We start from the raw sequence: 15,787 nt of genomic DNA on the forward strand, positions 1-15,787 counted from the left end.
TCATGCTCGACGGACCGAATAACGAAAGAGGCAAAACATGAAAAACGGCCCGCTCGTCCGGCCGTACCGGTCACTCACCGTCGGGATGGTCACGCTGGTCTCGGTGGTCGCCTTCGAAGCGGTCGCCGTCACGACCGCCATGCCCACGGTGGCCCGGGCGTTGCACGGTCTTCCGCTGTACGCGCTGGCGTTCGGTGGCGCGCTGGCGGCCGGCGTGGTCGGGATGGTCATCTCCGGCGGCTGGTCCGACGCCAAGGGCCCGGCCGCGCCGGTGTGGACCGGGGTCGCGACGTTCGTCGCCGGGCTGGTCATCTGCGGTACCGCACCCACCATGGCGACGCTCGTGGTCGGCCGGGTCATCCAGGGGTTCGGCGGTGGACTGGTCGCGGTGGCGCTGTACGTGGTGGTTGGGCGCGCCTACCCACCGGACCTGCACCCCCGCGTCTTCTCGGCGTTCGCCGGGGCCTGGGTGGTGCCATCGGTCGCCGGCCCGTCGCTGGCCGGTCTCATCGTGGAGCAGGTGGGCTGGCGGTGGGTGTTCCTCGGCACGGTGCTGCTCACCGTTCCGGCCGTCCTGCTGGTACGCCCCGGGCTGAGGGCGATGGCCGACCCTGGCACGACCGCCGACCCGCGACCGTCGTCCCGGCCGGCGGGAGCCGCGGGCCACGTCGGCCGCGCCGGGTGGGCCCTGGGCGCCGCGGTGAGCATGGGGCTGCTGCACCTCGGCGGCCAGCAGCGCGGGGTCGGCGCGATCGGGCTGATCGGGCTCGCCCTGGCCGGCCTCGCCGCGTTCACCCCACGGCTGCTGCCACGCGGTACCTTCTCGGCACGCCCCGGCCTGCCGAGCGTCGTCCTGCTGCGCGGGCTCGCCGGAGCGGCGTTCATCCAGGCCGACGTGTTCCTCCCGCTGATGCTGTCGCGTGAGCGTGGCTTCTCCCCCTGGGCCGCCGGGTTGACGCTGACCATCGGCGGCGTGTCGTGGTTCGCCGGCTCCTGGTACCAGGGACGCCGTGGCCAGCGGCTGGCCGTCCACCCCCTGCGGGTCGGCCTGACGCTGATCGCGACGGGCGTCGCGACCGCCGCCGCCTGCGTGGTGCCCGCGGTCCCGGTCTGGCTGTGCGTGGCCGGCTGGGCGCTGGCCGGCTTCGGCATGGGACTGTCCTACCCGACCATGTCGGGGCTGACGCTGAGCCTGTCCGCCCCGGCCGAGCAGGGGGTCAACAGTTCGGCCCTGCAACTGTCGGACTCGCTGTTCTCCACCACGATCCTGGCGGTCGGTGGCACCCTGTTCGCCTTCTGGGTGTCCACGTCGCCGCCGGCGGCGTACCTGTCCGGCTTTCTGATCGCCGAGGCCCTGGCACTGCTGGGCGTCCTCGTCGCCGCCCGCGTCGGTGTCCCCAGCACCGGCACGCCGACGGCCGCAGCGGTACCGGAACTGGCGGCACAGCGGTAACCAGGCCGCCCAGCGGTAGCTAGCGCGGCCGGCGGCCACGGACGAGGACGCGTGCGGAGGGCGCCCTCCACCGACGGTCGGCGGTGGAGGGCACCCTCCGCGCGGCCAGGCCCGAACCGATACCGCAGCCCGCGGTCCCCGCCGGTACGCCGGCCCACGGCCCCCGCCGGTACGCCGGCCCAGGGCCCCCGCCGATACGCCGGCCCACGGCCCCGGCCGGCACCTCAGCCCGCGGCCCCGGTGCGCGTCATCCGGTGCCGGCCGGGGCTGCGCTCCACGGCGTTGGCCTCCATCCACGCCTGCAACGCGGGACCGGACTCGAAGCTGGCGATCATCGCGTACCGGGGTCGGGTACCGACGTGGTAGGCCGCGTGCCACAGCCGCTCGGTGTCGACGACGAACTGGGCCCCGACGGGCATCGGGATACGGTGTTCGGTACCCGGGTCGTCGCGGTCCTCCCGCAGAATCATGTAACTGTCGGGGTCGTCGGTGAGGTTGAGCCAGGCGCGCACCACCCAGCCCTCGCCGTCCGGGTTCAGCCGGTTGTTGTCGTCGAGGTGCAGGTAGCTACCGGTCACCTCGGTCTCGCTGGCGGACGGCTGGAGCTTGATGATGCGTACCCGGCCGAACCGGGCACCGACGTCGGTGACCCACCTGCGCAGCGCCGGTGCGCGCAGCGCGTTGGCGGTCCAGATCCCGTCCTTGTCCGGCTTGCCGTGCTCCCAGAACCCGCGCGGGTCGTCCGCGCCGTTCGCCGAGGCCAGCACGGCGAAGTTGGTGTCGCCGCCGGATTTCCAGTCGAGGTAGGTCAGGTTCTCCCACTCCTCCGGATCCAGCCGCCCCGCGAACGAGCGCAGCACGACGAATCCGGTGTCTGACAAGGCCGGTAGTTTGATGTGACTCGACTGCGTATCAGTCATGCTGCCCCCTCAGTACCTGTGTCGGTGATCAGGGCGATGCGGTGAACGCGACGGTGCGGCTGCACGCGCGACGGTGCGTGTGGACACGCGACTCGAGCCGCGTGGTCCGGGAATGCCTACCCGTGGGAGGCGTGCCGGTCGGATTCGGTGCCGGTCGGCAGCGGTGCCGGTCGGGTGCGGTGCCGGTCGGGTGCGGTGCCGGCCGGGTGCGGTGCCGGTCGGCAGCGCCAAGGTCCCCCGCGCCGGTACGGACAAACAGGAATACCAAGGTGAAGTGCCGGCTTCCCGGAGTGCCGGCCGGAGGGCGCCGACCGAGTCCGGTCGCCACGGCGGGTGGACCCGGGGTCGCGTCCGGGTGGTAGGCGCCGCCCGGAGTGCCACGCCGGGGTGAGATCGGGGGGCGGGTGTCCGGCCACGTGGGTGACCCGGGTAGCGGGCGGCCGGCCGATCGCCGCGCCTCCGCCGCACCAAGACCCGCGCAATGTCGCGAACATTGCGGCATCCGCGCGGCTGGAAGCAGCAATACGTGCGACATTGCACGGATCTTGGTGGGGCACGGATCTTGGTGGGGCACGGATCTTGGTGGGGCACCGCCGGACGTCGCTGGCCTGCGTCGCCGCGCGGGCGCTATCGTGCGCCGCGTGGTTGTGGTCCGCCAGGCGAATCCCGAAGACTGTGCCGAGCTGATCAGGCTGCGGGCGATCATGCTCTCGTCCGTCTCCGGGCAGGAGCCCGCGCCGGGTCCGTGGCTGGAGATGACGGCCCGCACCCTGCGTACCAGGCTCGCCGACCCGGACGGATCGCTGGCCGGCTTCGTCGTGGACGCACCGGGCCGCCCGGGCACGCTGGCCGCATGCGTACTGGGCAGCATCGAGTTGCGGCTGGGGTCCCCCGAGAATCCCAGCGGTGAGATGGGCTACGTGTTCAGTGTCGCGACCGACCCCGACCACCGCCGGCGGGGATACTCGCGGGCATGCATGGAGCAGTTGCTCGCCTGGTTCCAGCGGCGGGGCATCACCAAGATCGACTTGCGGGCCTCCGCCGCGGGGGAGCCGCTCTACCGCTCGCTCGGCTTCGCGCGTACCCGCGACCCGGCGATGCGGCTCACCCTGCCCCGGCCCGGCGCGTGACCGCCACCCGGCCTACCGGCTACCGGGACACCACCCGGCCAACCGATAACCGGGACACCACCCGGCCAACCGGCTACCGGGACACCACCCGGTCGGCGGAGGCTCGGTGCGCCGCGCTGCCGACCGGGAGCGGGCGATGAGGCTGCCCGAACCGGCGCGGTCCATCGCCGCCGCGGCCGTCGACGCGGTCGCCGCGGCCCGTTCGCGGGACAGCGAGGCGTACCGGCCCGCGGTCGCGCGACTGGCCGGGCTGAACCCGGCGCAGACCGGCCTGGTGCTGGGCGCCGTGGTGCGGTCGCTGCTGGAGGACCTGCACCCTGATGGTCTCACCGGCGACGACGTACAGGCAGCGCTGGAGCACTGTGTACGATCGGCGGCCGACTGGTTCCCGGAGGTCGATCCCGGGGTCCTGGCCACGCTGCTGATCGGCGCGCTCGGCGTCCACGAACCCGACGACGGCTCCCCCGCGCCCGGCCCGGCGGAGGTCGCCCGGCACGCGCCGCTCCTGGTCGCGGACCTGCTCACCCGGTCCGGCCGGGATCTCGCCGGCTACCTCGACGCGGCGTTCACCGAGATCGCCCGCGGCGAGACGTACGACGTGCTGTGACATCCCGGCAGGCTGCCGCCCCGGTACGGGCGTACCCCGGCAGTGACCGCGCCTCGGTAGCGGTCGTACCCCGGTACTAGCTCCAACATCCGGCGGGAACACGCCCGGCGGAGTAGTCGGCATCTCCCCCCATCAGGGCATTGCCGACGGCGTGACGACAGGCGACACCACCCCGGACGGCCGGACCGCGGTCCGGTCGTCAGCGGCCCGCTGACGACCACTCCGGGCGCCGTACCGGCCTGACGACCGGTAGCGAGGCACCGCAGACGCTCCACCGCAGGCGCTCCACCGCAGGCGCTCCACCGCTCCACCGCAGGTGCTCCACCGCACCGTACCGCCCGTCATGCTCCGCCCATGACCTCGACGAGGCCGTACCCGACGCCGGCCGCGTCCGCCAGCCCGCATACCCGGTATCCGTGTGGACGAGTGGCTCAAGGGGGCTCCAATGCGCCGCACCCCGGCCATCCTGGATGACATGCGATCGGTGGCACCACCGCGTCAGGACCGACTCGATCAGCCGACCGTGGAGTGCCTGACCGCACTGACCGCCGAACTGCTGGCGTCCCGGCCGGACAGCGCCGGCGAACTGCAGCGGTACCTCTCGGTCGGCCGCCGCGGTACGCCGCTGCCGGAGCGCGAGGTCGCCGCCGCGCTGCGCGGCCGTACGGTGGTCGTCACCGGCGGCAGCGGCTACATCGGGACCGTCCTGCTCAGACAGATCCGGCGGTTGTGCGCGGCCCGCCTGGTCAGCCTCGACATCGCCGCGCCCCGGCGTCCGGTGGCCGGCGTGGAGTACGCCAACGTCGACGTGCGGTCGGCCGGCGCCGTCGCGGAGTTCTTCGACCGGTACCCACCGGACATCGTGTTCCACCTCGCCGCCCAGCGCGACCCCGGGCTCGCGGAACGGTACACGGCGTACACGGTGGATACCAACGTCCTCGGCACCTTCCACGTCGCCAACGCCGCTGAGCGGGCCGGCGCCGGTCGCTTCGTGTACGCCTCGACGGGCAAGGCGCTGCGACCGTACTCGCGGTGCGTGTACACCGAATCGAAACGGCTGGGCGAGTGGCTCGTCGCCGACGTCGCCCGCCGGGGACGCATGGCCTGTACCGGCGGGCGGTTCACGCACGTCGTCGACAACTCGATCGTCCTCGACCGGATGCGCCGCTGGCGCGACGAAGGCGGCCCGATCCGGCTGCACTCGCCGGACATGGTGTTCTACGTCCAGTCCGCGGTCGAGTCGGCCCAGCTCCTGCTCGCCGCCCTGCTGTCACCGGCCGACGGCGGTCTGCGGATGCACGCCATCCGTGACCTCGGCTGGCCGGTCAACCTGCTGGACCTGGCGCTCGGTTTCGTCGCCGGCAGCGACCGGATCACGCCGCTGTACCTGGCCGGCTGCGACCCAGGGTACGAGGAGGTGCCGTACCCGGGCCTGTACGACCCGACCTTCTCCGGCGACGTCAGCCCGCTGCTGAACGCCATGGAGGCCCACCGGGCGCGGCCGAGCACCTGCTCCGGCGTCGACGACGTCGCCGTCACCGCCCACGAGGCGCCGGAGGTCGTCGAGCGCCTGCCCGAGCTGCGGCGGTGGTGCGAGATCGGGTCCGAGCGGCAGGTCCGCCGGGTCCTCGACGAGCTGGGGCGGGACCTGATGACGCTGTCGTTGCGGACCACCTCGCCGGCGATCCTGGACCGGGTCGCCCGGCTCACCGAGAGCCACCGGGGCACGATGAACGAGGAGCACCGGCAGATCGACGACGTGGTGCGCCACTACGCCGGCCGGACGCCGGCGCCGGCCGCGGCGGAGACCGGAGCGGCCGCGGCGGCGTAGGCGGTACTGACCGGCGGCCGCACCGGCGGCTCACGTCCCGCCGGTACCCGGTCGTCGAGGCCGGCAGAATCGGCCTTGACCCTCACACCGTGTCAGGGCCGACGGTTGGACGTGCCATGTTCAGTATCGGAGACTTCGCCGGGCTCGGCCGGGTGTCGGTGCGCATGCTGCGCCACTACGACGCGATCGGCCTGCTGCGCCCCGCCGCCGTCGACCCCGCCAGCGGGTACCGCTTCTACACCGCCGACCAGTTGCACCGGCTCAACCGGATCGTCGCGCTCAAGGACCTCGGCTTCACGCTGCACCAGGTGCGGGCGATCGTCGACGACGCGGTCAATGTGGACGAGCTGCGCGGGATGCTGCGCCTGCGGCGGGCCGAGCTCGAGGGCCGGATCAGCGCCGACGCGGCGCGGCTGGCCAGGGTCGAGGCGAGGCTCCGAATGATCGCGAAGGAAGGGCACATGAGCACGGAGGACGTCGTACTCAAGGAGGTCGCCCCGGCGCGGGTGGCCGCACTGGCCGCCACCGCCGCCAGCTACGCCCCCGAGGACATCGGGCCGGCCCTCACGCCGCTGTACCCGGAGCTGTTCCGCCGGCTCGACGCCGCCGGGGTGCGCGGGACCGGTCCCGCGCTCGCGTACTACGAGCCGGCCCCCGGGGAGACCGGGGAGGTCGTGGTGCACGCCGCGATGCCGGTCGGCGTCGACCCGTACGCCGGGTTCGACTTCGCGGTCGTGGACCTGCCGGGGATCCGGTCGGCCGCCACGATCATCCACCGTGGCCCGATGGACGGCGCGGAGCAGACCCTGCAGGTCCTGGCCCGGTGGATCGAGGACAACGGGTACCGGCCGGTCGGGTACGCCCGGGAGGTGTACCTGGACTACCACCCCGACGACGCCGCCAACGGTGTGACCGAGCTGCAGCTCGCCGTCGACCGGGGCTGAGCCGGCGGGTTCCCGCCCGGACCGCCCGGACCGCTTGGTCCGGGCGGGAACCGCGGCGACCGTCATCGGTCGTCCCGCCCTGCGCCTCGATGACCTGATCGGGCGCCGGCCGGGGCGGCCGTCCGCGCCCGGCGTCAGGCGAACAGGCCGTGCAGCCAGGTCCGCCAGGCCTCCTCGGCCTCGCGGCGGTCCACGTCGGCGAAGACGTGGTGCCCCACGGCGAGCGGCATCCCGATCATCGCCCTGCCGTGGAAGCGGTACAGCCCGTCGGCGGTCCGTACGCCCAGGAAGGTCGGGCCGGTGTAGTCCACGACGCCGTCCAGCGGCGGCAGCCCGTCCGGGGTGACCCGCACCGGGTCACCCGGCGCCACGGCACCGGTCAGCCCGAGGTCGCCCAGGAGCACCTGCCACGCCCGCTCCCCTGCCGACCCGGGCGGCCCCTCGGCCAGGACGTACGTGGCGGTTCGGCCGGGGAAGTACGTGAGGTACTGCGCCAGGGTGTGGAAGTACATGTCCCAGCCGTGACTCATGGCCTCGTACTCGGTCTCCCAGTCGTCGCCGGCGAAACCGCTCTGGACGAACCGGAGCACGGTGCTGCCACCCTCGCGCCCCTCGATCAGGTACTCGAACGCCTGCCCCGTGCCGTCGGCGCCGCCGCGAACCTCGAACCGGCGCGGCGGGTCCCACCCGGTCACGACGGACTCGGCGGTGAAGTCGCCGACGGACAGCACCACCTTGCCGCCCTCACCGGGCTCGACCTCGTGCGTCATGAACCACGAGGTGATGCCGGGCCCGGTGGCGATGGCGTCCCACACCTGCTCGGGGGTCGCGTCGAGCGCTATCTCCTTGCGCAGCTCGAATTCCTTGGCCATCTCAGGATTCCTCCGTCTGGTTGTCGGCCGGTTCGGGCCGGACACTGGGATGGACGGCGACGACGACGCGGTGGTACCGCCCGCGTTCGGCGGTCTCGTCGTGGTACTTGCTGACCAGCGCGGTGACGGCGGTCGCGAGCTCCTCGGCGAATGCCGCCCGGTCGGCGGCCGAGGCGAAGCGCACCTCGCCGTCGATCGCGAACGTCGCCACCCGTTTGCGGGCCTTGGCCGCACCGGTAACGAGGGCCCCGACGTCGCGGACCAGCCGGGCGGCGAGCGCGAGCAGCCACCGCGCCGACAGCTGGTCCGGCGAGCGGGCGGGGTCGGGCTGCACGGGGTGCAGCGCGCTCGGTGAGATCACGTAGGACGCCGCCGTGGCGCGCAGCACCCGTTCGGTGCAGTTGCCCTTCCGGCGCTCCTCGACGAGTTCGACCAGGCCGTGCCGCTCGAGCGCCCGGAGGTGGTAGTTCACCTTCTGCCGGGGCAGGCCGACCCGCGCCGCCAGGGCGGTGGCCGAACCGGGCTCGGCCAGCTCGGCCAGCAGCCGGGCCCGTACCGGGTCCAACGAGACCTCAGCCGCGGCCGGATCCTCGATCACCGCAACGTCGTCCATGCCGCAACCGTGTCACCGACAAGATTAATTGTCAAGGATTCCACAATTGTCGGCGCACCGACGCCGGCACCCCCGAGCCTCGGACAGCCGGGCGCCCGAGGAGCCACAGACCAGGCCGGCGGGCGCCCGAGGAGCCACAGACCAGGCCGGCGGGCGCCCGAGGAGCCACAGACAGCGACGAGTCGCAGACAGCAGGGCGCCCTCCCACACGTGGTCGCGTGGGAGGGCGCCTGTCTCGTCAGATCAGCCGGATCGGTCAGTGACCGGCGCCGAGCTGCCCGGCCAGCGTGGCGTGCATCCGGGCGCTCGGCTGGTTCAGACCGACGATCTCGACCCGCTTGCCGCGCGCGGCGTACTTGGCGGCTATCGCGTCGAGCGCCGCCACCGAGGACGCGTCCCAGATGTGGGCGTGGGACAGGTCGACGACGACGCTGTCCGGGTCACCGGCATAGTCGAACCGGCCGACCAGGTCGTTGCTGGAGGCGAAGAACAGCGCGCCGCGTACGGAGTAGATGCGGGTACCGCCCTCGGGGTCCAGGGCGCTGGTCACCTCAACCAGGTGCGCGACCCGGCGGGCGAAGATCACGCTGGCGACGACGACCCCGACGACCACCCCGATGGCCAGGTTGGAGGTGGCCACGACCACGGCGACGGTGGAGACCATGACGACCGTCTCGCCCAGCGGCATCCGCTTGAGGGTGGCCGGCGCGATGCTGTGCCAGTCGAACGTCGACACCGAAACCATGATCATGACGGCGACCAGGGCGGCCATCGGGATCTGCGCCACCACCGGCCCCAGCGCAACGACCAGGATCAGCAGGAACACGCCGGCCAGGAACGTCGACAAACGGGTACGGGCGCCGGACACCTTCACGTTGATCATCGTCTGGCCGATCATGGCGCAGCCGCCCATGCCGCCGAAGAACCCGGTGACGATGTTGGCCACGCCCTGCCCCCAGGACTCGCGGGTCTTGTTGGAGTGGGTGTCGGTGATGTCGTCGACGAGCTTCGCGGTCATCAGCGACTCCATCAGCCCGACGAGGGCGACGCCCAGCGCGTACGGGGCGATGACGCTCAGGGTGTGCCAGGTGTACGGGACGTCGGGCAGCCCGAACGTCGGCAGGCTGGTCGGCAGCGTGCCCTCGTTACCGACCGTCGGCACGGTGAGCCGCGTGCCGACCGTGAACGCGGTCAGCACGACGATTGCGACCAGCGGCGCCGGGACGGCCCGGGTGAGCCGGGGCAGCCCGACGATGATCGCCAGCGCGATGGCGACCAGTGGGTACACCAGGACGGGCACGCCGAGCAGGTGCGGTATCTGGGCGGAGAAGATCAGGATGGCGAGCGCGTTGACGAACCCGACCATGACACTGCGCGGGATGAACCGCATCAGCTTCGCCACGCCCAGCAGCCCCAGGAAGACCTGGAAGACCCCGCCGAGGATGACCGCGGCGACCAGGTGACCGAGCCCATGATCCTTCACCAGTGGCGCGACGACCAGGGCGACCGCGCCGGTCGCCGCCGAGATCATCGCGGGCCGGCCACCGCAGAACGCGATGGTCACCGCCATCGTGAACGAGGCGAACAGGCCGACCCGGGGGTCCACCCCGGCCAGGATCGAGAACGAGATCGCCTCGGGGATCAGCGCCAGCGCCACGACGAGACCGGCGAGGACCTCGGTACGGAGCACGGACGGGGACAGCCACGCGGGCCGCGACAGACGCGGTCCGGAGACCGCGAACAACCTGGAGGACATGCAGCCTTTTTCCACTCCGGGGCGCGCGACGCGCGCACATGATCACACCCACGAACGAGGGCAGGGCGTCGTCGCCCGAGAACACCACACGCCACGAGGGGCACAATTGCCGCATCTCGTCAGCGGATCCTCAGGTTACCCTTCGACCGGAGGAACGTTGACCTCAACCACACGTGATGATCATTACCGGTCGCGGCGGGAACGACCGCCAGCCGGCGCGGACCTTGCCCTACGGCTCCCGTCGCCGCTGGTCGAGGTGCGCGACGACCGGTTGGACCGGCACGGCGTACGGCTGCTGCTCAAGCGCGACGACCTGATCCATCCGGAGCTGCCGGGCAACAAGTGGCGCAAGCTGAAGTACAACCTGGCACGGGCAGCCGAACGGCCGGACCGGCCGCTGCTGACCTTCGGCGGCGCCTGGTCCAACCACATCCGGGCGGTGGCGGCCGCCGGGCACCACTTCGGGTTCGCCACCATCGGGGTGATCCGGGGCGAGGAGCACCTGCCGCTCAACCCGACCCTGGCGTACGCGGTGAGCCGCGGGATGCGGCTGACGTACCTGGACCGCTCCACGTACCGGCGCAAGCACACCCCCGAGGTGGTGGACCGGCTCCGACGCCGGTTCGGCGACGTCTTCCTGCTGCCCGAAGGGGGCAGCAACGACCTAGCGGTCCGCGGCTGCGCGGAGATCCCCGCCGAGATCGCGGAACCGTACGACGTGATCTGCTGCCCCGTCGGGACCGGAGGCACCCTGGCCGGCATCGCGGCCGGGGCTGCGGCCGGCAGCACGTACGGGGTCGCGGCCGGTTCCGCCCGGGTGGCCGCCGACCGGCCGGGGCGCCGTGACACCGGCCCGCGCGCCATCGGGTTCCCGGTCCTCAAGGGCGGCGAGTTCCTGGCCGCCGAGGTCGACCGGCTGCAACACGAGACGTACGGGAGGGGCTCGGGCAACTGGCAGCTGGAGTGCGGCTTCCACTTCGGCGGGTACGCCAAGCGGACCGCCGTACTCGACGGCTTCATCGCCGACTGGGCCGACCGGCACGGCACCGCGCTGGACCGCATCTACGTCGCGAAGATGATGTACGGGACCGTCGAGTTGGCCCGGGCCGGCGCGTTTCCGCCGGACAGCACGGTCGTCGCCGTGGTGACCGGCTGACGGTCCGCACCGGGGGCACCTCCGGCGTCCTCCCTCGGACCTATGGGGCCGGTTACCCCGGCCGGGCATCGTGGAAGTGTCCCTTTCCGCCCACGTACGAGGGGATCCGGCCGTGCCCGAGACGACGATTCCGCCGGCCGTACGCCGGGACGTGCAGATCCTCTGGGACTACCACGATCCGCGACACGACCTGCGCCCCTGTGAGGTCGGCGTCGGGCTGGGCGGTCTCGACCTCGGCGTGCCGGCCGTCGTGGTGGACCTCTTCCACCGCGGGATGTTCCCCCTGGTCGTCTTCACCGGCGGCAACCCGCCCGCCACGGCGCACCGGTTCCCGCGCGGCGAGGCGGTGCACTACGCGGAGTACGCGCTCGCGCATGGGGTGCCGCCGGCGGCGATCCTGCTGGAGACCCGCGCCACCAACACCCTGGAGAACCTCGCGTTCACCCGGGCCGCGCTGGCCGCGCACCGGCTGCGGCCCCGCTCGGTACTGATCGTGTCCCGGCCGTACCAGCGCCGCCGCGCGTACGCCACCTGCCGGAAGGTGTGGCCCGAGGTCGAGGTGCTGTGCGCCGCCCGGCCGGTTCCGCTGGACGACTACGTCGCCGACGTCGGGGACGCGCGCCGGGTCATCGACATGGTCGTCGGGGACACCCAGCGGATCGACCTGTACGCCCGGCTCGGCTACGCGGTCGCGCAGGCGATCCCGGCCGAGGTACGGCGAGCGTACGACCGCCTGGTAGCGGCCGGCTACACCGGCCGGCTGGCCTGAGCTCGGCGGCCGCCACCGCATTGCCGGGCTCAGTTGCCGTCCTCACACCATCGGCGAGCCTGCACCACGGGCGCCGTCCGCTGCGATGATGGGCGCCACCCGGCACGGAGAGGATCGCATGATGCTGCGCTTGGCGGCGCTGTCCGGCGCGCTACCCGACCACCCGGACGCGGTACGCGTCGACGACCGGCAGCTGTCCTGGGAGCAGCTCGCGCGGCGCGCGGCCGCGGTCGCCGCCCGGGTGGCGGGCGCGCCGGCCGTCGCGGTGGACGCCACGCCGACCCTGGAGACCGTCGTGGCGGTCGTGGGCTGCCTGCTCGCCGGGGTGCCCGCCGTTCCGGTACCACCGGACTCCGGGCCCGCCGAACGCGACCACATTCTCACCGACTCCGGCGCCGCGCTGGTACTCGGTGACGACCTCGAGGCGCGCCCGGTCCCGCGGGCCAGCGAACCCGCGACCGGCACCGACGAGACTCCTGCGCTGATCCTGTACACCAGCGGCACCACCGGCGCACCCAAGGGCGTCATGATCGCCCCGGAGGCGATCGCCGCCGATCTCGACGCACTGGCGGCGGCGTGGCAGTGGACCCCGGACGACCTGCTCGTCCACGGGCTGCCGCTGTACCACGTGCACGGCCTCGTCCTCGGTGTCCTCGGCGCGCTGCGGGTCGGGTCCCGGCTGGCGCACACCGGCCGGCCCCGCCCCGACCGGTACGCGGCCGCCGGCGGCAGTGTGTACTTCGGTGTACCGACGGTGTGGTCGCGGGTGTGCGCCGAGCCGACCGCGGCGCGGGCCCTCGCCGGCGCCCGGCTGCTCGTGTCCGGCAGCGCCCCGCTGCCGGTACCCGTCTTCGACCGCCTGCACGCCCTGACCGGCCACCGGCCGGTCGAGCGGTACGGCATGACCGAGACCCTGATCACCGTCAGCGCCCGGGCCGCCGGCGAGCGCCGGCCGGGGTACGTGGGGCGGCCGGTGGACGGGGTCGACACCCGCCTGGTCGGCGAGGACGGGCACCCGGTCCCGCACGACGACACCGCCATCGGCGAACTCCAGGTACGCGGTGCCACGCTGTTCTCCGGCTACCTCAACCGGCCGGACGCGACGGCCGCCGCGTACACCGCCGACGGCTGGTTCCGCACCGGCGACCTCGCCGCGATCGGCGCCGACGGGGTCCACCGCATCGTCGGGCGGGCCAGCACCGACCTGATCAAGAGCGGCGGGTACCGCATCGGCGCCGGCGAGGTGGAGAACCACCTGCTGTCCCACCCGGGCGTACGGGAGGCGGCCGTGGTCGGCGTCGCGCACCCGGACCTGGGGCAGGAGGTCGTGGCGTACGTGGTCGCCGAGGGGGTGAGCGCCGACGCGCTGGTCGAGTTCGTCGCCGCCGGCCTGTCGTGGCACAAGCGCCCGCGCCGGGTTCACCTGGTCGACGCGCTGCCGCGCAACGCCATGGGCAAGGTGCAGAAGGGACTGCTCGGCGGAGGCTGACGCCCGCACCCGGCGGCCGAACGGTCCGCCGGGTGCGGGCGCGACGCCGCTACCCGGCCCCGTACCCGGCCCCGTTTGTCGGTTCTTCCGCAGCCGGAACGATCGTGCCTGTTCCGCTTGAACGGTGGGTGCCCTGCGCTCACCGTGGACATCGACAGGTTCGTGATCCCCACTCGAGAGCGGAGCGAACGATGTTGGTCTTGGGCGTGATCCTGCTGGTACTCGGCCTGATCTTCAAGATATCGATCTTGTGGACGATCGGCGTCATCCTGCTCGTCGTCGGGGCCGTCCTGTTCATCCTCGGCTCGGTCGGCCGCCCGGTCGGCGGCCGGCGCCATTACTGGTAGAGCCGGGCCAGAAAACGGCCGGCTCTCCACCGGCGGAGGCCCCGCCGCGGGAGGTGGCCCGACGACACCGTCGGCCCCGCCCGCGGCGGGGCCTCTCGTCGTCCCACCGGCACCGGCGCGGGGTACGCCCGGCGCTGCGGACCGACCGCTGGGCGCATCACGACAAACGTCGATCTTCTACTCGGTACCCCGACCGCCTAACGTTCACCGCCAAGCGGGACGCTGTCCCCATGACGGACGAACGTGCCTTCCCCGAGGAGCGTGTGATGACCACCCCCGCCGGCGTCGAGGTCACCGGGCCCATCCGCGAGCGTTTCGACGAGGTACTGACGCCCGAGGCGCTGGCCTTCCTCGCCGAGCTGCACCGTACCTTCGACGCGCGCCGCCGCGACCTGCTCGCCAGGCGCGCCGACCGGGCGGCCGAGCTCGCTGCCGGTGGCACCCTGGACTTCCTGGCGGAGACCAAGGACGTCCGGGAGGGCGACTGGCGCGTCGCCGACCCGGCACCCGGCCTCGTGGACCGCCGGGTCGAGATCACCGGCCCGACCGACGCCAAGATGACGATCAACGCACTGAACTCCGGCGCGAAGGTGTGGCTGGCCGACTTCGAGGACGCCAACACCCCGCTGTGGGAGAACGTCGTCTCCGGTCAGCTCAACCTGCGCGACGCGATCGAGCGCACGCTGGAGTTCACCTCCCCGGAAGGCAAGCGGTACGCCCTCTCCGACGGTGAGCTGGCCACGATCGTGGTCCGCCCGCGCGGCTGGCACCTGACCGAGAAGCACATCCTCGTCGACGGCGAGCGGATGTCGGGCAGCCTGGTCGATTTCGGCCTGTACTTCTTCCACTGCGCGAAGCGGCAGCTCGACCGCGGCAGCGGGCCGTACTTCTACCTGCCGAAGATGGAAAGCCACCTCGAGGCGCGGCTGTGGAACGACGTGTTCGTGTTGGCCCAGGATCGGCTCGGCATCCCGCGCGGCACGATCCGCGCGACGGTGCTCATCGAGACGTACCCGGCGGCGTTCGAGATGGAAGAGATCCTGTACGAGCTGCGTGAGCACTCGGCGGGCCTCAACGCCGGCCGCTGGGACTACATCTTCAGCGTCATCAAGAAGTTCCGCACCCGCGGCAAGGATTTCCTGCTGCCCGACCGCAACGCGGTGACGATGACCGCACCGTTCATGCGGGCCTACACCGAGCTGCTGGTGCGTACCTGCCACAAGCGCGGCGCCCACGCGATCGGCGGCATGGCGGCGTTCATCCCCAGCCGCCGCGACCCGCAGGTCAACGAGGCCGCCCTGGAGAAGGTACGCGCCGACAAGACCCGGGAGGCGAACGACGGCTTCGACGGCTCCTGGGTGGCCCACCCCGACCTGGTGCCGGTCTGCCGGGAGGTCTTCGACTCCGTCCTGGGCGACCGCCCCAACCAGCGGGACAGGACCCGCGAGGACGTCTCGGTCACCGCGGCCCAGCTGCTCGACGTCGCCGACACCCCGGGTGAGATGACCGAGGCGGGGCTGCGCAACGCGGTCAGCGTCGGCATCCAGTACCTGGCGGCGTGGCTGCGCGGCACCGGCGCCGTCGCCATCTTCAACCTGATGGAGGACGCCGCGACCGCCGAGATCTCGCGCTCGCAGGTGTGGCAGTGGCTGCACAACGACGTGACCCTCGCCGACTCCCGCGCGAAGGTCACCCGCGAGCTGGTCGACCGGATCGCCGACTCCGAGATCGCCGAGCTCGACGGCGGCCCGGGTGCCTACGCCGACGCGCGGGCGCTGTTCATGGAGGTCGCGGTCGCCGACGACTTCGTCGAGTTCCTCACCCTGCCCGCGTACGAGCGCATGCCCTGACGTACGGGCGCACACCCGGACGTACCAACGCACACCCTGACGGCGTACCT

Annotated in this window: 14 protein-coding genes; 10 read left to right on the forward strand and 4 right to left on the reverse strand. The window is 72.6% G+C overall.

What is annotated here, in order from left to right; translation table 11 throughout:
- Positions 1-37: 37 nt before the first annotated feature.
- On the forward strand, positions 38-1,453 hold the full coding sequence (locus ACNTMW_RS14770) for an MFS transporter (RefSeq protein ID WP_426634107.1): 1,416 nt from the start codon (positions 38-40) through the stop codon (positions 1,451-1,453).
- Between the two features lie 224 nt (positions 1,454-1,677).
- Here the strand turns inward: ACNTMW_RS14770 and ACNTMW_RS14775 are convergent, their stop codons facing one another.
- Positions 1,678-2,334 carry a hypothetical protein gene (locus ACNTMW_RS14775; RefSeq protein ID WP_426634108.1) on the reverse strand — a complete coding sequence of 219 codons (657 nt, stop codon included), beginning with the start codon at positions 2,332-2,334 and terminating at the stop codon, positions 1,678-1,680.
- 680 nt (positions 2,335-3,014) lie between these two features.
- On the opposite strand from ACNTMW_RS14775, the gene ACNTMW_RS14780 reads away from it, so the two are divergent.
- The 4 genes from ACNTMW_RS14780 (at position 3,015) to ACNTMW_RS14795 (ending at position 6,885) form a co-directional block, all read left to right on the forward strand.
- On the forward strand, positions 3,015-3,503 hold the full coding sequence (locus tag ACNTMW_RS14780) for a GNAT family N-acetyltransferase (protein WP_426634110.1): 489 nt from the start codon (positions 3,015-3,017) through the stop codon (positions 3,501-3,503).
- Positions 3,504-3,639: 136 nt separating this feature from the next.
- Complete coding sequence (locus tag ACNTMW_RS14785; protein ID WP_426634111.1) at positions 3,640-4,110, forward strand: hypothetical protein; 471 nt, start codon at positions 3,640-3,642, stop codon at positions 4,108-4,110.
- 484 nt (positions 4,111-4,594) lie between these two features.
- Positions 4,595-5,941: an NAD-dependent epimerase/dehydratase family protein gene (locus ACNTMW_RS14790; protein ID WP_426634113.1), complete on the forward strand. Its 1,347-nt coding sequence runs from the start codon at positions 4,595-4,597 to the stop codon at positions 5,939-5,941.
- 116 nt (positions 5,942-6,057) lie between these two features.
- Entirely contained in the window at positions 6,058-6,885 is an 828-nt protein-coding gene (locus ACNTMW_RS14795; protein ID WP_426634114.1) for a MerR family transcriptional regulator, read from the forward strand.
- A gap of 134 nt (positions 6,886-7,019) precedes the next feature.
- On the opposite strand, the gene ACNTMW_RS14800 is transcribed toward ACNTMW_RS14795, so the two are convergent.
- From ACNTMW_RS14800 to ACNTMW_RS14810, 3 genes are all read right to left on the reverse strand, one after another.
- On the reverse strand, positions 7,020-7,757 hold the full coding sequence (locus tag ACNTMW_RS14800; RefSeq protein WP_426634115.1) for an SRPBCC family protein: 738 nt from the start codon (positions 7,755-7,757) through the stop codon (positions 7,020-7,022).
- Position 7,758: 1 nt separating this feature from the next.
- Positions 7,759-8,370, reverse strand: a complete 612-nt coding sequence (locus ACNTMW_RS14805) for an ArsR/SmtB family transcription factor (protein ID WP_426634116.1) — start codon at positions 8,368-8,370, stop codon at positions 7,759-7,761.
- A gap of 256 nt (positions 8,371-8,626) precedes the next feature.
- Positions 8,627-10,126, reverse strand: a complete 1,500-nt coding sequence (locus ACNTMW_RS14810) for a SulP family inorganic anion transporter (protein WP_426634117.1) — start codon at positions 10,124-10,126, stop codon at positions 8,627-8,629.
- Positions 10,127-10,283: 157 nt separating this feature from the next.
- Between ACNTMW_RS14810 and ACNTMW_RS14815 the strand changes: the two genes are divergently transcribed.
- The 5 genes from ACNTMW_RS14815 (at position 10,284) to aceB (ending at position 15,737) form a co-directional block, all read left to right on the forward strand.
- The gene (locus tag ACNTMW_RS14815; RefSeq protein WP_426634119.1) at positions 10,284-11,282 is read left to right on the forward strand and encodes a 1-aminocyclopropane-1-carboxylate deaminase/D-cysteine desulfhydrase; all 999 of its coding nucleotides are present in this window, start codon (positions 10,284-10,286) and stop codon (positions 11,280-11,282) included.
- Between the two features lie 112 nt (positions 11,283-11,394).
- Positions 11,395-12,051 (forward strand): YdcF family protein, encoded by a 657-nt coding sequence (locus ACNTMW_RS14820; RefSeq protein WP_426634120.1) that lies wholly within the window; start codon positions 11,395-11,397, stop codon positions 12,049-12,051.
- A 121-nt stretch (positions 12,052-12,172) separates the two neighbouring features.
- Entirely contained in the window at positions 12,173-13,540 is a 1,368-nt protein-coding gene (locus ACNTMW_RS14825; RefSeq protein ID WP_426634197.1) for an AMP-binding protein, read from the forward strand.
- 191 nt (positions 13,541-13,731) lie between these two features.
- Positions 13,732-13,887 (forward strand): DUF6131 family protein, encoded by a 156-nt coding sequence (locus tag ACNTMW_RS14830; protein ID WP_426634121.1) that lies wholly within the window; start codon positions 13,732-13,734, stop codon positions 13,885-13,887.
- A 266-nt stretch (positions 13,888-14,153) separates the two neighbouring features.
- Positions 14,154-15,737, forward strand: coding sequence for a malate synthase A (gene aceB, locus ACNTMW_RS14835; RefSeq protein ID WP_426634198.1), 1,584 nt, complete (start codon positions 14,154-14,156; stop codon positions 15,735-15,737).
- Positions 15,738-15,787 lie beyond the last annotated feature (50 nt).

Source organism: Planosporangium spinosum, assembly GCF_049999945.1.
Lineage (GTDB): Bacteria > Actinomycetota > Actinomycetes > Mycobacteriales > Micromonosporaceae > Planosporangium > Planosporangium spinosum.